The following is a 17,505-nucleotide window of genomic DNA, read 5'->3' on the forward strand; positions in this document are numbered from 1 at the left end:
GGTCAGCAGACGATCGAGATCTTCCGGGCTAGACGCCCAGGGAGCGGCCGATGATCTCTTTCATGATCTCGGTGGTGCCGCCGAAGATGGTCTGGATGCGGACGTCCTGGTAGGCCTTGGCGATCGGGTACTCGGTCATGTAGCCGTAGCCGCCGTGCAGCTGGACGCAGCGGTCGACCACTCGTTTGAGCAGCTCGGTGTTCCAGTACTTGAGCATCGCGGCCTCTTCGGCGCTCAGCTCGCCCCTGCTCTCCTTGGCGATGCACTCGTCGGTGAAGGCGCGGGTGACGGTCAGCTCGGTCTTCATCTCGGCGAGGGTGAAGCGGTTGTGCTGGAACTTGCCGATCGGGCGGCCGAACGCCTCGCGGGTCTTGCAGTACTCCAGGGTCTGCTCGAAGGCGGCTTCGGCGCCGGTCTGGGCGCCGACGCCGATGCAGAGGCGTTCGCGGGCCAGGTTCTGCATCAGGTAGATGAAGCCCATCCCCTCCTCGCCCAGGAGGTTGGACGCGGGGACGCGGACGTCGTTGAAGAACAGCTCGGCGGTGTCCTGGGCGTGCAGGCCGACCTTGTCGAGGTTGCGGCCGCGTTCGAAGCCGTCCATGCCGCGCTCGACGGCCAGCAGGCTGACGCCCTTGTGCCCGGCGGACGGGTCGGTCTTGGCGACCACGATGACCAGGTCGGCGAGGATGCCGTTGGAGATGAAGGTCTTGGAGCCGTTGAGGACGTAGTCGTCGCCGTCGCGGACCGCGGTGGTCTTGATGCTCTGGAGGTCCGAGCCCGCGGCCGGCTCGGTCATCGCGACCGCGGTGATGAGCTCGCCGGAGCAGTAGCCGGGCAGCCAGCGCCGCTTCTGCTCGTCGTTGGTCAGCTTCAGCAGGTAGGCGCCGTTGATGTCGTTGTGCACCGTGAACCCGGGACCGGTGACGCCCGCGCGGGCGAGTTCCTCGTTCAGGACGACGTAGTACCGGTAGTCGGGGTCGCCGCCGCCGCCGTATTCCTCCGGCACCTCGATGCCGAGGAGCCCCTGCCGTCCGGCGGCCAGCCACACCTCGCGGGGCACGATGCCGTCGCGCTCCCACTGCTCGTGGTGCGGGGTGATCTCCTTGGCGATGAAGGACCGCACCATGTCGCGGAACGCCTCGTGCTCCGCGGTGAAGATCTCACGTGCCATCCGGCCGGCTCTCCCTTAGTAAGCGTGCCCTGATACAGGATCAATGTAACACTAGTGCTGTCACATAGGAGGGCTCATGGAGATGACGGTCGACGAGCTGGCCGCCCGCGCGGGCCTGACCGTGCGGACGGTGCGGTTCTACGCCGGGCGCGGCCTGCTCCCGCCGCCCCGCCTGCGCGGCCGCACGGGCCTGTACGGACCCGACCACCTGGCGCGGCTGGAACTGGTCCGGGAACTGCAGGCCCTCGGCCTCACCCTCGCCGCGATCGAGCGGCACCTCGCACGGATCCCCGCCGACGCCCCGCCCGAGGACCTGGCCCTCCAGCGGGCGCTGCTGTCGCCGTGGGCGGCGGAGCGGCCGGAGGTCCTCGACCACCACGAGCTGGACCGCCGGGCCGGGCGGCACCTGGACGACGAGACCCGCAAGAAGCTGGAGGCGCTCGGCGTCATCGAGCAGACGCCCGACGGCGCCCGGGTCCTCAGCCCGGCGCTGCTGAGCATGGCCGCGGAGCTGTCGGCCATGCCGCTGGACGCCCTGATGGCCGTGCACGAGTCGGTCGAGCGGCACACCTCGGAGCTGGCCGCCGAACTCCAGCGGGTCTTCCAGGACGCGGTGGTGCGCCCCTACCGGGAGCGGGGCCGTCCGCCCGAGGAGCGGGAGCGGCTGCTGGAGCTGGCCGCCAAGGTCAAGCCCCTGATGATCCAGTCGCTGGTCGGCTCGTTCCAGCGCGCCGTGGACCGCGCCATCCGCCGCTCCGCCACCGGCGGCTGACGATCAGGCGTCCTTCCATTCGTCGTTCTCGTACTCGACCAGGCGGGGGTGGACGAGGGTGTTGGCCTCGACGTCGCGGTGCCGCAGGTCCTTGCCGAAGACGGTGGCCGAACGGAGCACGTCGGCGTCCAGGAAGCGCAGGCCGCCGGGCAGGGCGGAGGCCAGTTCGAGTTCGGGCGGTGTGCCGGTGGGGGTGGCCAGGACGTAGCCCCAGTCGCCGAAGCTGGGCACGTCCACGTGGTACGGGACGGTCGCCAGCCCCGCCTCGCGGATGGTCTTCTCGATGCACCAGAACGAGCGGGGCGCGAAGTACGGCGAGCCCGACTGGACGACCATCCGCCCGCCCGGCGCCAGTGCCCGCTTGACCAGGCCGTAGAACTCGACCGAGTACAGCTTGGCGGTGGCGACGTCGTCCGGGTCCGGCATGTCCACGATGATCGAGTCGTAGCGCTGCGAGACGGTGCGGAGCCAGGAGAACGCGTCGGCGTTGACGGTGCGGGCGCGGGGGTCGTCGAAGGCGCGCCCGTTGAGGCCGGCGATCTCCTTGTACGTGCGGGCCAGCCGGATCATCTCGGGGTCCAGCTCGACCAGGGTGGCGCTGCGGACGTCCGGGTAGCGCAGCACCTCGCGCAGCGCGAGCCCGTCGCCGCCGCCGAGGATCAGCACGTTCCCGCGGGTTCCGGCCATCGCCGGGTGCACCAGCGACTCGTGGTAGCGGTACTCGTCGACCGAGGAGAACTGCAGGTCGCCGTTCAGGAACAGGCGCAGGTCGGGGCGGCCGGACAGCGCGACCTTCTTGGTGATCACGATCTCCTGGTACGGGGTCCGCTCGGCCAGCGCGATCGGGTCGCGGTAGAGCACCTGGCGGGCGGAGACCTCGAAGCGGTCGGCCAGCGCGTACGTGCCGCCGAGGACGGCCAGGACGACCGCCATGCCCGTCCACAGCGCGGCCCGGGCGCCCCGGCGGATCTGCCGCCGGAACAGCCACAGCACGACGGCGATGCCCGCCACGGCGTTCACCGCTCCGACCAGCAGCGCGCCCTTGATGTGCCCGAACAGCGGCAGCAGGAAGAACGGGAAGGCCAGCCCGCCGATCAGCGCGCCCACGTAGTCGGCGGCGAACAGGTCGGCGACGGCGCTGCCCGCGTCCTGCCGCCGGATCCGCTGCAGCAGCGTCATCAGCAGCGGGATCTCCGCGCCGATCAGCGCCCCGACGGCGAAGGCCACCACGACCAGCGCGGGCACGTACAGGTTCAGCCAGGCGAACGCCGCGTACAGCGCCAGCACCGACAGCCCGCCCAGCAGCGCCAGCGCGCCCTCGACGACGGCGAACGCGACGATCGGGAAGCGCTGCAGCGGTTTGGCGGCCAGCGATCCGACGCCCATCGCGAACACCATGACCGACAGCACGATCGACGCCTGGGTGACGGAGTTGCCCACCAGGTAGCTGCCGAGCGCGACCAGCGCCAGCTCGTACACCAGCCCGCACGCGGCGCAGGTGAACACGGCCGCCAGCACGAGCGCGCGGGCGGCCCGGGCGGGCAGCCGCAGCGGGCCCCGCGGCGGCTCGTCCTTCGGAGCCGTCTCGGCGGTGTCCGTCGCCGCGTCCGCCACGGTGCTCAGGAGATGGCGGCGGCCACGATCGCGGCCGTGCCCAGGTCGGCGGCGGCCACCACCCAGCAGGACGGGTGCAGTTCCTTCGCGTCGACCACGGTCGCGCCCAGCTTCCCGGGCGTGAGCAGGTCGAGCATGTAGAAGGCCGCGGTCATCAGGACGATCCCGATGACGCCGTAGGCCACCGTGCCGAGCAGCCCGGCGGCCAGGTCGTCCTCGCTGACGGCGATGGCGGTGGTGACGATGGCGCCCACGCCCAGCAGCTTGGCGGCCAGGATGAGCGCGGCGCCGCGGTTGCGGTCGGTCCAGATCTGGCGGCCGAGGTGGCCCGGCGTGGTCACCTCCACCACCAGGTAGCCCAGGGCCATCAGGCCGATGCCGACGGCGCCGTACGCCAGCGCGGCACCGCTCTCCTGGAGGATGTCGTCGATCATGAGCTGGTGCCCTTCCGGTTGCGTACGGCGGCGACGGCGATCCAGACCACCCCGCCGGCGATCAGCGCGATCCCGATTCCGATGAAGATGGTGCGGCCGAGGCTCGATCCGCTGTCGATCCGGTCGCCCGGCGGCGGCTGCGCGGCGGCGGCGGCCGGGGCGGGCACCGGCGGCGCCTTGCCCTCTTGCGCGACCAGCATCGGCAGCGCGCCGATCCCGTCGGCGAGCCGCGCGACCGAGCGGTCGCCGATGATGTCCTTGTCCTCCTGGGCCATCACGCGCTCGAACCCGAGGCGCACATCGGTGTCCAGGTCGAGGTCAGCGCTGGTGTCGATCTCCTGCATCGCCGAGGTCCACTCCTGGTCGATGAAGGAGTAGTTGTAGTCGACGGTCAGCACGACCCAGCGCGGGCAGCGGTCGGGCACCTGGCGCGGGTCGATCTCGATGCCGAGGTTGGAGCCGTATTCGACCCCGGCTTCGTTGAGCTGCTCCAGGTCCCGCTCCATGTCCGCGCGCTCGAAGCGCGACATCGACCGGGACGGGGTGGGCGCCGGGGCGGTGGCGCGGGGGCGCCGCGTCGGCTGCGCGGTGCCCGGGGCGGTCCTGCGCGGGGTGGCGGTGGGTGTCCGGCGCGGGGACGGCGTCGCGCGCGGCGAGGGCCGTGCGCTCTCCGGGCGGAACGTGCCGCTGTAGGACGGGGTGACCTTCGGGGCCTCCCGGGCACGACCCGAGTCGACGACCCAGCCGTAGCAGATGCCCTGGGCCTTGGACGCGGCGGCGAGCCGTTCGATCAGTTGCCCGGACTCCCGGGAGCCGAAGACCGGCGCGGTGTCCGCCCGCGGGTCCTTCTTGTTGAACACGCCCTCGTCGTACAGGCCCCACACCGTGGGCAGGACGAACACCACCAGGAAGATGGCGGCCAGGCAGCCGCAGCCCGACTTGCCGCCGTTGGCCGCCTCGAGGGCCTTCTTGTCGCTCGACTTGCCCTGCTTGCTCGACTTGCCCTGCTTGCTCGACTTGCCCTGCTTGCTTGACTTGCCCTGGCCGCCGCCGCTCACTTCCCCTCCCCGGGGCCGCCGCCGCGGAAGGAGCCCGCGCGCCCGCCCGGTCCGCCCCAGCTGCCGCCGACGTAGGAGTGGTAGCGGGCGTAACCGCGGTCGGGGGTGTCGAGGGTGATGCGGGAGCCGGTTCCGTCGGGCAGGATCCCGACGACCGCGTCGTGGTAGCGCAGGAAGACCCCGCTGGGCGAGTAGACCCGCTCGTCGGTCTCGTACTTCCGCACGATCTCCCTCGCGACCGCGAGGGGCGCCTTCGGGGAGCGGTAGGTGTCGGCCGCGACCCGTTCGTATTTGCCGGGGATCCAGCCGCGCGGCGAGGTCCGGCCCGCGAACAGCGCGATCACCAGCACGACCGCGCCGAGGACGACCAGCACCGAGGCCCCGATCAGCGGCTTCTTCCAGCCGCGCCCGGCAGGCGCCGCATCGGCGCTCATGTCTCGCTCACAAGTCGGCTCCGTGTCATGACGATCTCCCGGGTCTGCGGATAGGCGTGCCAGGTGCGCCAGCCCAGCTCGCCCGGGGGCGTTCCGGCTGCGATGGCCAGGGCGGTGACGGCGTGCGGGGAGCCGGGGAAGGTCCCGGTCAGCGCGTCGGTGCGGTCGGCGAGCCGGTCGCGCAGCTCGTCCACGGTTCGGCGGAACGCCGCGTCGCCGTCGTGCGCGACCGTGGTCGCGGTGAAGTCGTAGTCCCAGCCGCCGGTCGTCGTCCGGAACCGCCCGGGGAGCGGGTCGTGCCCGCCGGGCAGGCAGGCCACCGTCTCGCAGAACGAGCCGACGAGGACCTGGTGGGAGGCGCCGAGCAGGCGCAGTTCCACCGAGGGCACCGCTGGGACGGTCAGCACGGCCAGCGCGTCGAGCCGGGCCAGGCCGAGCGCGAACGACAGCGCGTCGGCGCGCGAGTCCGCGTAGGGGGTGTCGAGGGAGGTGAGCAAGGGGCCGGCTCAGCTTCCCGGGTAGATCGTGAGGGTGCCGTTGGGGACGCGCTCGCCGGTCCCGGCCTCCCAGGCACCGCCGCCGAACCGTTCGAACGACAGGTAGCGGCCGCCGGAGGCCTCGTAGTCGACGTACTCGACGCGGCCCCTGTCGCCGACCCCGGTGGTGCCCTCACCGGCGTAGTCGGCGGTGCCGTGCTCGTCGCGGCGGTACTCCACGCCGTCGACGGTCAGGGTCTTCTTGTCGGGGACGAGTCCTTCGGCGTCCAGCTCGGTCCACCAGACGACCTCCAGGTCGGGGTCCTCCTCGACGGAGATCCAGACCTTGGCGTCCTCGATGGTGTCGGCGTCCAGGAGGTGCTCGCTCCAGGTGAAGCCGCCCTCGCGCAGCCGCAGCGAGCCGCGGACGAAGTAGCGGACGCCGAGGTACTCCACCATGTCGCCGGCCTTGAGGGTGCGCGGGTCGCCGCCCACCTGGTCCTCGGCGGCGAACGGGTCGCGCGGCGCGGCGGAGCCGGCGGCCCGCGACGGCGCGTCCGGAACCGCGGAACGGCGCCGCAGCATCAGGACGATGATGACGACCAGAGCGCACAGGATGAGCGCCAGCAGGACGGCGATCACTTTCCCGTCCACGGGCACCTCCATCGAAACAGCAGCTTATTGGGCAACTCGCGGATCCTACCGAGATGTGAAGGAAAGCTCTATCGGCACCTCGGACGCCACCCAGATCACCGCGGTTCCCCCGATTCGTCCTGATTGTCCCCTACGCTCGCGCGACGACCCTCTCCAGGGGCCCGCCTTCGGCCAGCCGGGTGATGTTGGCGGCGATGTCGCCGATCCGGCCGGTGTAGGTCTCGGCGGTGACACCCGACGAGTGCGGGGTCATCAGCACGTTGTCCAGCTCCCCGAACGGGAACCGGGACGGCTCGGCGGTCCGCTCGCCGGCGGCCGGGTAGCGGTACCAGACGTCGATCGCGGCGCCGCGGATCCGGCGGTCGCGCAGCGCCTCGTACAGCGCACGCTCGTCGACCAGCGGGCCGCGGCCGACGTTCACCAGCAGCGCGGACGGCTTCATCGCGGCGAGTTCGGCCGCGCCGATCAGCCCCTCGGTCGCGGGGCCGAGCGGGACGCTGACGATCACGGCGTCGGACCCGGCCAGCAGCTCGTGCAGGCGGTCCGGGCCGCCGAGCCATTCCAGCCCGTTCCGTCCGGCCCGCTCCCGATCGTCCGGACGGGCCCGGGAGCCGACCGCGACGCCGCGCATGCCGAAGCCGCGCAGCCGTTCCCAGGCCAGGCCGCCGATGTGGCCGAAGCCGATCAGGCCGACGGTCTGCCCGGCCAGGACGGGCGGGGCGGACAGGGCGGGGTCGTACACCGAGCTGTGCCAGCGGCCGGCGCGCAGCTCCCGGTCCTGGACGAGCAGCTCGCGGTTGAGCGCCAGCAGGGCCATCGCCGCGTACTCGGCGATCGAACGGCCGTGGTGGAAGGTGTTGGCGAGGATCGTGCCGGGCGGCAGCGCGGCGCGGTCGACGGCGTCGACCCCGGCGCCGGCCACGTGCACCAGGCGTAGCCGCCGGGCCGCCCGTCCCATCTCGGGCGTGAACGCGGGGCCGACGAACACCTCGGCGCCGGCCAGGTCGGGGATGACCGCGGCCTCGTCGAACCGCGGATGCATCGACAGGACGGCGCCCTCGGGGAGCCGGGCGTCCAGCAGGTCCCGGAAGGGCACCAGGTTGGGGTCGGCGACGACGACCTTCATGTCTTCCTCTCTGGGGGAGCGAACGGTCAGCGGAGCAGGCCGGTGAGGGCCGTGGCCGCCTCGCGCAGGGCCGGGGCGTACGACTCGATCTCCTCGCGCGGGACGAGGAAGGTCACGGTCGAGATGCTGATGCCGCCGACCGGCTGCCCGTCGGCGTCGAAGACGGGCGCGCCGAGGCAGCGGATGGTCTCCTCGTTCTCCTCGTCGTCGACGGCGACGCCGTGTTCGCGCACCCGTGCCAGCTCGGCGTGCAGCCGGTCCAGGTCGGTGATGGTGTTGGCGGTGCGCGCGGGCAGCCCGGAAGCGGCGGCGATCGCCTCGACCTGCTCGGCGGGCAGGTGGGCCAGCACGCACTTGCCGATGGCGGTGCAGTGCAGCGGCAGCCGCATCCCGACCCGGGAGGCCATCCGGTACGGCCGGTCGGTGTCGACCTTGCGGATGTAGGTGGCGGTGTCGCCGCTGCGCAGCGCGAGGTGCACCGTGTTCCCGACCTTGTGCTGCAAGGAGGCCAGCACCTCGTCGATCCCCGCGGTCTCGTCCGCGCCGACCCCGGCGGCCAGCGCGCGTAGCCGGGGGCCGACGCCGTAGGTGCCGGCGCCGTCGGCCACGACGTACCCCTGCGCGGCGAGCATGCCGAGGATCCGGTGGGCGCTGGGCTTGGACACCGCGGCCCCGGCGGCGATCTCCGCGAGCCGGTGCGGGCCGTCCGGTGCGGCGGAGGCCTCCAGCACCCGCAGCGCCTTCTCCACCGAGCTTCCCGACGTCGAAGCGCGTCCTTTGCGGGGGGCGGGCACGGGGTCGTCCATTGACAGCCTTTCCGGTCGCCGGTTAACGTCCCGACATATTCAACTACATGATACGCCATTTTGCTACATGAAACGGAGAGTGCTCGTGCCGGACGATCCCCTCGGCGCCGTACGAGACCAGCGGCTGCTGCCCGTGCTGCGCACCGGCACCGCGGAGGAGTCGATCGCGCGCGCCCGGGCGCTGCTGGCCGCGGGCTGCCGCGCGATCGAGCTCACCACCACGACCCCGGGCTGGGACGCGGCGCTGGAGGCGGTGGCCGGGCTGACCGACGCCCGGGGCCGGACCGCGGTGATCGGCGTCGGCACCGTGTCCACCGCCGCGGCCGCGGCCCGCGCGCTCGACCTCGGCGCCGCCTTCCTGGTGTCGCCCTTCCCCGCGCCCGAGGTGCGGCGGGTGGCCGGGGAGCGCGGCGCGACGTTCATCGAGGGCGCGTTCAGCCCCGGCGAGCTCGCGGCCGCTGCCGCCGCCGGCCCGGCCAAGCTGTTCCCCGCGCACGTGGGCGGCCCCTCCTACCTGCGCTCGGTACGGGCCGTCCTGCCCGGCTCGGTGATCATCCCGACCGGCGGGATCGGCCCCGGCCAGGTCGGCGAATGGCTCGATGCCGGGGCCGCGGCCGTCGGCGTCGGCTCCGGCCTCCCGGCCGACCCCGCCGAGCTCGCCGGCCTCTTCGCCCGCCTGGAGGCCGCCCAGTGAGCCCCGCGGACGGCTATGACGTGATCGTGCTCGGCGAGGTCCTGGTCGAGATCCACTCCGACATCCCGCTCCAGCGCGCCTCCGACGGCACCCCGCTGCGCCTGTCGTTCTCCGGCGACGCGCTCAACGCCGCCGCTGCCGCCGCTGCCGCCGGGGCCCGCACCGCGCTGTTCACCCTGGTCGGCAACGACGAGCTGAGCGTGCCCCTGCTGGACCGCGTGCGCGCGCTGGGCGTCGACACCGCGCTGGTCCGGCGCGCCGAGCGGCCCAACGGCGCCTACCTGCTGTCGGCCGACGTGCACGGCGACCGCGAGTTCGTCTACTGGCGCACCGGCAGCGCCGCGTCCACCCTCGGCCCCGCCGACGTCGAACGCTTCACCGCCGAGCTGTCGGCGGCCCGGTCCCTGGTGGTCAGCGGGATCACGCCCGCGCTGTCGGCGTCCACCCGGGAGGCGACGCTGGCCGCCGCCCGGATCGTGCACGACGCGGGCGGGCGGGTCACCTACGACCCCAACTTCCGGTCCCGGCTCACCACCCCGGCCGAGGCGCGCGACGTGCTCGCCGCGATGGCGCCCTACACCGGCCTGCTGACGCCGTCCTGCCCGGGCGACGCCGGGACCCTGCTGGGCACCACCGACCCGGGCGAGGCCGCCGACCGCGGCCTGAAGCTGGGCGCCGCCGCCGTCGCGGTCACCGCGGGCGCGGAATCGGTCCTGCTCGCCGACGGCTCCGGCCGGTGGCGGGTCCCGGTGCCGCGCAACCCCGACCAGGTGGACGCGACCGGCGCGGGCGACAGCTTCACCGGCACCGTCACCGCGCGGCTCGCGCTCGGCGACGGGCTCGGCGCGGCCGTCGCGCACGCGGTCGCCGCCGCCTCGCTGTCGGTGTCCGGCCGCGGCGGGACCGGGCACGTGCCCGGCTTCGTCGCCACCGCCGAGCTGGCCGCCCGTGCGGTCAGGGCCGAGTCCCTGGTCAGGGAGAAAGAACGAGAGGGAGAACGATGACCGGCGAACCCGCCGCGGTCCTGCACGGCCCCCGCGACCTGCGGATCGAGCCCGTCCCGGCGGCCGCGCCGCGCGAGGGGGAGGTCAGGGTGGCGGTACGGGCGGTCGGCCTGTGCGGCTCCGACCTGCACTACTACACCGACGGCCGCAACGGGGCCAACGTGCTGCGCGCCCCCACCGTGCTCGGCCACGAGGCGGCCGGGGAGATCGTCGAGGTCGGCGCCGGCGTGGACCCGTCCCGGCTCGGCACCCGGGTCGCGATCGAACCCGCGCGCCCCTGCGGCCGCTGCCCCACCTGCCGGGACGGCCGCTACAACGCCTGCCCGGCCGGGATCTGCCTCGGCTCGCCCCCCACGCACGGCACGCTGCGCGGCTCCGTCGTCGTCCCGGCGGAGTTCGCGCACCCGGTGCCGGACGCGCTCGGCGACGCCGAGGCCGCCCTGATCGAGCCGCTCGCCGTCGCCTGCTGGGCGGTCCGGCGCGGCCGGGTCGGGCCCGGAGACGACGTGCTGGTCACCGGCGCCGGGCCGATCGGCCTGCTGGCCGTGCAGACCGCGCTGGCCGCCGGGGCCGCGAGCGTCACCGTGACCGACGTCGTCCCGGGACGGCTCGCGGCGGCCCGCCGGCTCGGCGCCACCGCCACGATCGACCCGTCCGCCGGGGAGCTGCCGGACGCCGCGTTCGACCGGCTGCTGGAGTGCTCGGGCGCGCCGCAGGCGCTGGCCGCGATCACCGTGCTGCGGCCCGGCGGCGTGGCCGCGCAGGTCGGGATACCCGCGGCCGAGCCGGTGCTCCCGCTGGGGTTCGTGCAGCGCTGGGAGATCGACCTGGTCGGCTGCTTCCGGTACGGGCCGGGCGCGTTCGCGACCGCCATCGCCTGGGCCGCGACCGGCCGCGTCCGGCTGGACGAGCTGGTCACCGCGCGGTTCCCGTTGGAACGCGCCACCGACGCCCTGGACACCGCGCTGACCGACCGCGCCCAGCTCAAGGTCATCGTCACCGCGAACGGAGGGGACCCGGCATGAGCCTCACCATCCGCGAGGCCGAGGTGATCGTCACCAGTCCCGGCCGCAACTTCGTCACCCTGAAGATCGTCACCGAGGACGGCCAGGTCGGGCTGGGCGACGCCACCCTCAACGGGCGGGAGCTGGCCGTCGCCTCCTACCTGCGCGACCACCTCGTCCCGCTGCTGATCGGACGGGACCCGCAGCGCATCGAGGACACCTGGCAGTACCTCTACCGCGGCGCGTACTGGCGCCGCGGCCCGGTCACCATGGCGGCGATCGGGGCCGTGGACATGGCCCTGTGGGACATCAAGGGCAAGGCCGCGAACATGCCCGTCTACCAGCTGCTCGGCGGCGCCGTGCGTGACCGCGTCCTGGCCTACACCCACGCCACCGGCCCCGACACGCCCGCGCTGCTGGACGCGGTCGAACGGCGGGTGCAGCAAGGCTACAAGGCCGTGCGGGTGCAGACCGGCGTCCCGACCCTCGACACCGTCTACGGCGTCAGCAAGAACGGCACGGCCGGGTACGAACCCGCCGAACGCGGCGCCCGTCCGGCCGAGGAACTGTGGGACACCGGCCAGTACATGCGCCACATCCCGGGCGTGCTGGCGGCCGTCCGCGAGCGGTTCGGCGCCGACCTGCACCTCCTCCACGACGTGCACCACCGGCTGACGCCCACGCAGGCCGCCCGGCTGGGCCGGAGCCTGGAGCCGTTCGACCTGTTCTGGCTGGAGGACGTCACGCCCGCCGAGAACCAGGCGCTGCTCCGCCAGGTCCGCGAGCACACCACCGTCCCGCTGGCGATCGGCGAGGTCTTCAACTCCGTCTGGGACTGCCAGCAGCTCATCACCGAGCGGCTGATCGACTACATCCGCGCCTGCGTCGTGCACGCGGGCGGGATCAGCCACGTCCGCCGCATCTTCGCGCTCGCCGACCTCTACCAGGTCGCCGCCGCCCCGCACGGGCCCTCCGACGTCTCGCCGGTCAACCTGGCCGCGTCCCTGCACGTCGGCCTGGCCACGCACAACTTCGCGATCCAGGAGTTCATGGGCTACGAGCCGCTCGTGGACGAGGTGTTCCCGCACGCCTACCGGTACGCCGACGGCCACCTGCACCCCGGCGACGCGCCCGGCCTGGGGGTGCAGATCGACGAGGCGCTGGCCGCAAAGTACCCCTACGCGCCCGCCTACCTGCCTGTGGCACGGCTGCGCGACGGCTCGATGAAGGACTGGTGACCTTGACCACCCCGCCCGCCACCGCCGCCGCGCGGCCCGGCACGGCCGCCCGGCTCTCCGCGGCCACGTACCGGACGTCCCGCCCCGAACCGGGCATCGTCCATCTGGGCCTCGGCAACTTCCACCGCGCCCACCAGGCCGTCTACACCGCCGCCGCGCTGGCCGAGGAGGACGGCCCCTGGGGCATCGCGGCCGCCGCCAACCGCTCCCGCGCGGTGGCCTCGGCGATGACCGAGCAGGACCTGCTCTACTCGGTCGTCGAGATCTCCCCGGAGGGCGCCGCCGTGAGCGTCCCAGGTGTGCACACCGAGGTGCTCGTCGCGGCCGACGAGCCCGGCACGCTCGTCGACCGCATCGCCGCCGCGTCGACCCGGATCGTCACGCTCACCGTCACCGAGCACGGCTACACCTACTCCCCCGCGACCCTCGGGCTGGACGTCGGCGCGCCCGCCGTCCGGCACGACCTGGCGGCCCCGGACGCGCCGCGCACCCCGATCGGCCAGATCGTCGCCGGGCTGCGCCGCCGCGCCGCGACCCACGGCACTCCCCTGACCGTGGTCAGCTGCGACAACCTGAGCGACAACGGCGCCCACACCCGGCGGCTGGTCCGCGAGTTCGCCGCCCTCCTGCCCGGCGGGGACGACCTGACCGGATGGATCGACACGAACGTCGCCTTCCCGTCCACCATGGTCGACCGGATCGTGCCCGCGACCGCTCCCGAGCACCTGGCCGTCGCCGCCGAGCGCCTCGGCCTGGACGACCGCGCCGCCGTGCCGGCCGAGCCGTTCACCATGTGGGTCCTGGAGGACCGCTTCGCCGCGGGCCGGCCCCGCTGGGAGGCGGGCGGCGCGATCTTCAGCGCCGACGTGGCCGGATACGAGCTGCTCAAGCTGCGGCTGCTGAACGGCACCCATTCGCTGATCGCCTACCTGGGCCTGCTGTCGGGCCGCCGGACGATCCCCGACTCGGTGGCCCTGCCGTTCGTCGAGTCCGCCGCCCGCGCGGTCCTGGCCGGGGACTACCTGCCGACGCTGACCGTCCCGGCGGAGATCGTCCTGGACGAGTACGTGGAGCGGCTGTTCCAGCGGTTCCGGAACTCCGCGCTCGCGCACCGCGCCGCCCAGGTCGGCTCGGACGGCTCGCTCAAGCTCCCGCAGCGCGTCACCCGTCCCGCCCTGGAGCATCTGGACGCCGGGCGGATGCCGCACCACCTCGCGCTCACGGTCGCCGCCTACCTGCGCTGCCTGGCCCCGCTGCCCGGCGACGACCTGCCCGAGGGCGTCCGGGACGTCCGCGACCCGGCCCGCGAACGGCTCGGCGAACTCGGCGCGCGGGCGTCCACGAGCCGGGAGCTGGTGGAGGCGGCGCTGCTCGGCGAGGGCCTCTTCGGCTCCGAGCTGGGCCACCGGACCCCGTTCCTCGACCGCACCGCCGCACTGCTCGACGTGCTGCGGCGCCACGGCCCCGAGACGGCCGCCGCCGAAGCCGCCGGCTGACCCCGCGTCCGCCCCCGCTCCCTACCCCTGCCCCTGTCCCTACCTCGGCCCCCATCCCCGCTCCCGCCTTCACCACCCTGAATCCCACCCCCGGGAACGCGCGAACGCGGTCCCCGACCCCTGTGAGTGAGCCCATGGAAAGCACGACCGCCACCCCGCCGCCGGACGGTCCACCGGCCGCCGTCGCGGACGTCGACCAGGCCAAGGTCCGCCGCGCCGCGTTCGGCGGACTGGCCGGCACCGCCCTGGAGCAGTACGACTTCGTCATCTACGGCACCGCCTCGGCGATCATCTTCAACAAGCTGTTCTTCCCCGACGTCTCCCCCGTCGTCGGCGTGCTGGCCAGCTTCGCCACCTACGCGGTCGGGTTCGGCGCCCGGCCGCTCGGCGGGCTGTTCTTCTCCCGCTTCGGCGACCGGTACGGCCGCAAATGGGTGCTGGTCACCACCCTGTTCCTGATGGGCTTCTCCACCCTGGCCATCGGCCTGCTGCCCACCTACCAGCAGGTCGGGGTGCTGGCGCCCGCGCTGCTGGTGCTCTGCCGGCTGCTGCAGGGCTTCGGCGCCGGCGCCGAGCAGGTCGGCGGGATCGTCCTGCTCACCGAGATGGCCCGGCCGGGACGGCGCGGCAGGCTGTCGTCGATGGTCTTCGTCGGCGCCGCGATCGGCACCGCGCTGGGCGCCGTGGCCTGGATGGCGGCCCAGGCGCTCCCGGACGACGCGCTGCTGTCCTGGGGATGGCGGCTGGTCTTCCTGAGCAGCACCGTGGTCACCATCGCCGCGTTCGTACTGCGCCGCAAGCTCGACGAGAGCCCCGTCATCAACGAGCTGAAGGCCGCCAGCAGCCAGACCGACACCCCGGTCGCGCACGTGGTCAAGCACAGCAAGCCCGGACTGGCGCGGGTGTTCTTCATGATGGTCGGCGTCAGCTGCCAGTCGTACACCTACCAGGTGTTCATGGGCAGCTACCTGATCACCGTGCTGAAGGTCGACGCCCACCTGATCCCCAAGGTGCTGCTGCTCGGCGCCGTGTGCGGGATGGCGGCCGCGTTCCTGGCCGGCATGCTCTCGGACGTGTTCGGCCGGCGGCCGCTCTACCTGGCCATCACCGGGCTGCTGGTGGTGCTGCCGGTGCCGTCGTTCCTGCTGCTGGACACCGGCTCCACCTGGGCCGTGTACGCGGTGATCACGGTCGGCTTCTTCTTCGCCGCGTACGGGGCGGTGGGCGTGCAGGCGGCCTACTTCCCCGAGCTGTTCGGCTCCCGGCACCGGTACGCGGGCGTCGCCCTCGGCCGCGAGTTCGCCTCGGTGGCGGGCGGCGGCGTCGCCCCGCTCATCTGCTCGGCGCTGCTGGCCGCGTTCGCCGAGTCGTGGTGGCCCGTGGCGATCTACATGATGGCCATGATGGCGATGAGCTTCCTGGGCGCCTGGTTCTCGCCCGAGACCCGCGACCGCGCCCTGACCGTGTTCGAGGACGCCCGCCTGGCCCGCACCTGAGGTAGTCCGAACGAGGATCGCAAGACCGGAACGTGCCGGGCTCACGCAGGAGGCCCGGCACGTTCCCTTGCGCGTCCAGAGGGGTCAGAGCCGCTCGACGGCCGCGGCCGCGCCCTCGTCGGTGACGGTGAACGCGACCCGGACGTGCCGCCCGCCCGCCGCTCCGTAGAACTCCCCCGGGCCGACGATGATGCCCAGGTCGGCGAGGTGGCCGACGGTGTCCCAGCACGGCTCGTCCCGGGTGGCCCACAGGTAGAGGGACGCCTCGGAGTGATCGATGCGGAAGCCGTGCCGCTCGAACGCCGCGCGCAGGGCCGCCCGCCGCCGGGCGTACCGCTCGCGCTGCTCGTCGACGTGCGCGTCGTCCTGGAACGCCGCCGTCATCGCCGCCTGCACGGGCGCCGGAACGATCATCCCGGCGTGCTTGCGGATCTCCAGGATCCGCTTCACCAGCCTCAGGTCGCCCAGCACGACCCCGGCCCGGTATCCGGCCATGTTGGACCGCTTGGACAGCGAGTTCACCGCCAGGAGGCCCTCGTGCGAGCCCTCGCACACGTCCGGGTGGAGGATCGAGACCGGCGGGTGCGCGGCGTCCCAGCCGAACTCCAGGTAGCACTCGTCGCTGACCACGATCGAGCCGCGCTCGCGCGCCCAGGCCACCACCTTGCGCAGATGCTCGGCGGGCAGCACCCGGCCGGTCGGGTTGGACGGCGAGTTCACCCAGATGATCTTCGGCGCGACCGGGCCCAGCGACAGCAGGCCGTCGGTCGCGACCGGCTCGGCGCCCGCCAGCCGGGCGCCCACGTCATAGGTCGGGTAGGCCAGCTCGGGGAAGACCACCCGGTCGCCCGGGCCGGCGCCCAGCAGCGTCGGCAGCCAGGCCACCAGCTCCTTGCTGCCGATCACCGGGAGCACGGCGTCCGGGTCGGCCTGCGCCACCCCGAGCCGCCGCCTGGCCCAGCCCGCCACCGCCTCGCGCAGCCGCGGCGTCCCGTAGGTCTGCGGGTAGCCGGGCGCGTCGGAGGCCGCGGAGAGGGCCTCCTGGACGACCCGCGGGGTGGGGTCGACGGGCGTGCCGATCGACAGGTCGGCCACGCCGCCGGGATGACGGCCGGCCCGCTCCCGGTACGGCAGCATCCGATCCCAGGGAAAATCCGGCAGCGTGCGCAAAACCGCCCCTCCTCCAGCATCTCTCACAAAGCCCACACGGCTCTTAACAACCCTCAAGGCCGCGGCCTCCGACGTGAGAAGACCACGGCCTTGAGGGTACGCAACCCTGCATTTCGCGGAAACGCTCCCGCGCCCCGCCGAGCGACGGAGTGCTCAGTGCTACTCGTCGTGCTCCTGGGGCGGCAGCGCGGCCACGATCGGGTGGTCCTTGTCGATCTTGCCCACCTTGGAGGCGCCGCCGGGCGAGCCGAGGTCGTCGAAGAACTCGACGTTGACCTTGTAGAAGTCCTTCCACTGGTCGGGCACGTCGTCCTCGTAGTAGATCGCCTCGACCGGGCAAACCGGCTCGCACGCACCGCAGTCGACGCACTCGTCAGGGTGGATGTAGAGCTGGCGCTTCCCCTCGTAGATGCAGTCGACCGGGCATTCCTCGATGCATGCCTTGTCGAGCAGGTCCACGCAGGGCTGCGCGATGACGTAGGTCACGTTCGTGACTCCTCTCGGGTTTACCGGCCCCGCCGCACGTCACGGCTTACCGCACGCTCGTTGTGAATAGTATTGCCACCACGGCGCAGTCGATTCGACACGGGGGTCCTCATGTCCGGCCACTTCGCCGCGCGGCTGGTGGTTTCCATCACTCCGGCCGACGTGGGTCAGCGGGTCTCGCTTCGCCGTCGCCTGCCTACGGGAGAGTACAGCGACGTGGTCGGGGTGCTCGAATCGTGGTCCGGTGAACGGATCCAGGTCCGGCGGCGGACCGGGGAACTGGTCGAGGTCCCCGCGGCGACCATGGTGGCCGGCAAGGTCGTCCCGCCGCGGCCGCCCGCCCGGCGCCCGCGCCGCGACGACGCCTGACAC

At 73.2% G+C, this 17,505-nt stretch carries 19 protein-coding genes; 8 read left to right on the forward strand and 11 right to left on the reverse strand.

The features are described from left to right. Positions 1–28: 28 nt before the first annotated feature. Entirely contained in the window at positions 29–1,171 is a 1,143-nt protein-coding gene (locus ABD340_RS17480; RefSeq protein WP_344590031.1) for an acyl-CoA dehydrogenase family protein, read from the reverse strand. A gap of 76 nt (positions 1,172–1,247) precedes the next feature. On the opposite strand from ABD340_RS17480, the gene ABD340_RS17485 reads away from it, so the two are divergent. Beyond that, positions 1,248–1,943 carry a MerR family transcriptional regulator gene (locus tag ABD340_RS17485; protein WP_344590032.1) on the forward strand — a complete coding sequence of 232 codons (696 nt, stop codon included), beginning with the start codon at positions 1,248–1,250 and terminating at the stop codon, positions 1,941–1,943. Between the two features lie 3 nt (positions 1,944–1,946). Here the strand turns inward: ABD340_RS17485 and ABD340_RS17490 are convergent, their stop codons facing one another. From ABD340_RS17490 to ABD340_RS17525, 8 genes are all read right to left on the reverse strand, one after another. Further along, positions 1,947–3,557 (reverse strand): polyamine aminopropyltransferase, encoded by a 1,611-nt coding sequence (locus ABD340_RS17490; RefSeq protein WP_425547386.1) that lies wholly within the window; start codon positions 3,555–3,557, stop codon positions 1,947–1,949. 5 nt (positions 3,558–3,562) lie between these two features. Beyond that, positions 3,563–3,991, reverse strand: coding sequence for a DUF350 domain-containing protein (locus ABD340_RS17495; protein WP_344590033.1), 429 nt, complete (start codon positions 3,989–3,991; stop codon positions 3,563–3,565). After that, entirely contained in the window at positions 3,988–5,049 is a 1,062-nt protein-coding gene (locus tag ABD340_RS17500; protein WP_344590034.1) for a hypothetical protein, read from the reverse strand. The genes ABD340_RS17495 and ABD340_RS17500 overlap by 4 nt, the downstream gene beginning before the upstream one ends. After that, positions 5,046–5,483 carry a DUF4247 domain-containing protein gene (locus ABD340_RS17505; protein WP_344590035.1) on the reverse strand — a complete coding sequence of 146 codons (438 nt, stop codon included), beginning with the start codon at positions 5,481–5,483 and terminating at the stop codon, positions 5,046–5,048. The genes ABD340_RS17500 and ABD340_RS17505 overlap by 4 nt, the downstream gene beginning before the upstream one ends. Continuing rightward, positions 5,480–5,980 carry a DUF2617 family protein gene (locus ABD340_RS17510; protein ID WP_344590036.1) on the reverse strand — a complete coding sequence of 167 codons (501 nt, stop codon included), beginning with the start codon at positions 5,978–5,980 and terminating at the stop codon, positions 5,480–5,482. The genes ABD340_RS17505 and ABD340_RS17510 overlap by 4 nt, the downstream gene beginning before the upstream one ends. 9 nt (positions 5,981–5,989) lie before the next feature. After that, a complete protein-coding gene (locus tag ABD340_RS17515) occupies positions 5,990–6,613 on the reverse strand; it encodes a DUF4178 domain-containing protein (protein WP_344590037.1) in 624 nt (207 codons plus the stop codon). Positions 6,614–6,743: 130 nt separating this feature from the next. Beyond that, on the reverse strand, positions 6,744–7,739 hold the full coding sequence (locus ABD340_RS17520; protein ID WP_344590038.1) for a 2-hydroxyacid dehydrogenase: 996 nt from the start codon (positions 7,737–7,739) through the stop codon (positions 6,744–6,746). A 26-nt stretch (positions 7,740–7,765) separates the two neighbouring features. Next, entirely contained in the window at positions 7,766–8,545 is a 780-nt protein-coding gene (locus tag ABD340_RS17525) for an IclR family transcriptional regulator (RefSeq protein WP_344590039.1), read from the reverse strand. Positions 8,546–8,630: 85 nt separating this feature from the next. Here ABD340_RS17525 and ABD340_RS17530 point away from each other — a divergent pair, with 85 nt between their 5' ends. The 6 genes from ABD340_RS17530 to ABD340_RS17555 all read left to right on the forward strand — a co-directional run bounded on the left by ABD340_RS17530 (position 8,631) and on the right by ABD340_RS17555 (position 15,477). Further along, positions 8,631–9,239: a bifunctional 4-hydroxy-2-oxoglutarate aldolase/2-dehydro-3-deoxy-phosphogluconate aldolase gene (locus ABD340_RS17530; protein WP_344590040.1), complete on the forward strand. Its 609-nt coding sequence runs from the start codon at positions 8,631–8,633 to the stop codon at positions 9,237–9,239. Next, a complete protein-coding gene (locus ABD340_RS17535) occupies positions 9,236–10,243 on the forward strand; it encodes a sugar kinase (protein ID WP_344590041.1) in 1,008 nt (335 codons plus the stop codon). Before ABD340_RS17530 ends, ABD340_RS17535 begins: the two co-directional genes overlap by 4 nt. Further along, the gene (locus ABD340_RS17540) at positions 10,240–11,268 is read left to right on the forward strand and encodes an NAD(P)-dependent alcohol dehydrogenase (RefSeq protein WP_344590042.1); all 1,029 of its coding nucleotides are present in this window, start codon (positions 10,240–10,242) and stop codon (positions 11,266–11,268) included. The genes ABD340_RS17535 and ABD340_RS17540 overlap by 4 nt, the downstream gene beginning before the upstream one ends. Next, positions 11,265–12,485 carry a D-mannonate dehydratase ManD gene (gene manD, locus ABD340_RS17545; protein ID WP_344590043.1) on the forward strand — a complete coding sequence of 407 codons (1,221 nt, stop codon included), beginning with the start codon at positions 11,265–11,267 and terminating at the stop codon, positions 12,483–12,485. The genes ABD340_RS17540 and manD overlap by 4 nt, the downstream gene beginning before the upstream one ends. Then, complete coding sequence (locus tag ABD340_RS17550) at positions 12,482–13,981, forward strand: mannitol dehydrogenase family protein (protein WP_344590044.1); 1,500 nt, start codon at positions 12,482–12,484, stop codon at positions 13,979–13,981. Before manD ends, ABD340_RS17550 begins: the two co-directional genes overlap by 4 nt. Positions 13,982–14,115: 134 nt before the next feature. Next, positions 14,116–15,477 (forward strand): MFS transporter, encoded by a 1,362-nt coding sequence (locus ABD340_RS17555; protein ID WP_344590045.1) that lies wholly within the window; start codon positions 14,116–14,118, stop codon positions 15,475–15,477. An 84-nt stretch (positions 15,478–15,561) separates the two neighbouring features. Here ABD340_RS17555 and dapC read toward each other — a convergent pair whose 3' ends face one another. Continuing rightward, positions 15,562–16,647, reverse strand: a complete 1,086-nt coding sequence (gene dapC / locus ABD340_RS17560) for a succinyldiaminopimelate transaminase (protein ID WP_344590046.1) — start codon at positions 16,645–16,647, stop codon at positions 15,562–15,564. Between the two features lie 159 nt (positions 16,648–16,806). Continuing rightward, the gene (gene fdxA / locus ABD340_RS17565) at positions 16,807–17,133 is read right to left on the reverse strand and encodes a ferredoxin (RefSeq protein ID WP_197010200.1); all 327 of its coding nucleotides are present in this window, start codon (positions 17,131–17,133) and stop codon (positions 16,807–16,809) included. Between the two features lie 111 nt (positions 17,134–17,244). Between fdxA and ABD340_RS17570 the strand changes: the two genes are divergently transcribed. After that, entirely contained in the window at positions 17,245–17,502 is a 258-nt protein-coding gene (locus tag ABD340_RS17570) for a putative acetyltransferase (protein WP_344590047.1), read from the forward strand. Positions 17,503–17,505: the final 3 nt, after the last annotated feature.

This window comes from Actinomadura vinacea (assembly GCF_039532545.1).
Classification (GTDB): Bacteria; Actinomycetota; Actinomycetes; order Streptosporangiales; family Streptosporangiaceae; genus Spirillospora; species Spirillospora vinacea.

Bases quoted from the DNA above. Each gene is read 5' to 3' on its own strand.
- ABD340_RS17480 (WP_344590031.1), bottom strand. From the start codon at position 1,171: ATGGCACGTGAGATCTTCACCGCGGAGCACGAGGCGTTCCGCGACATG.
- ABD340_RS17485 (WP_344590032.1), top strand. From the start codon at position 1,248: ATGGAGATGACGGTCGACGAGCTGGCCGCCCGCGCGGGCCTGACCGTG.
- ABD340_RS17495 (WP_344590033.1), bottom strand. From the start codon at position 3,991: ATGATCGACGACATCCTCCAGGAGAGCGGTGCCGCGCTGGCGTACGGC.
- ABD340_RS17505 (WP_344590035.1), bottom strand. From the start codon at position 5,483: ATGAGCGCCGATGCGGCGCCTGCCGGGCGCGGCTGGAAGAAGCCGCTG.
- ABD340_RS17520 (WP_344590038.1), bottom strand. From the start codon at position 7,739: ATGAAGGTCGTCGTCGCCGACCCCAACCTGGTGCCCTTCCGGGACCTG.
- ABD340_RS17525 (WP_344590039.1), bottom strand. From the start codon at position 8,545: ATGGACGACCCCGTGCCCGCCCCCCGCAAAGGACGCGCTTCGACGTCG.
- ABD340_RS17540 (WP_344590042.1), top strand. From the start codon at position 10,240: ATGACCGGCGAACCCGCCGCGGTCCTGCACGGCCCCCGCGACCTGCGG.
- manD (WP_344590043.1), top strand. From the start codon at position 11,265: ATGAGCCTCACCATCCGCGAGGCCGAGGTGATCGTCACCAGTCCCGGC.
- ABD340_RS17555 (WP_344590045.1), top strand. From the start codon at position 14,116: ATGGAAAGCACGACCGCCACCCCGCCGCCGGACGGTCCACCGGCCGCC.
- ABD340_RS17570 (WP_344590047.1), top strand. From the start codon at position 17,245: ATGTCCGGCCACTTCGCCGCGCGGCTGGTGGTTTCCATCACTCCGGCC.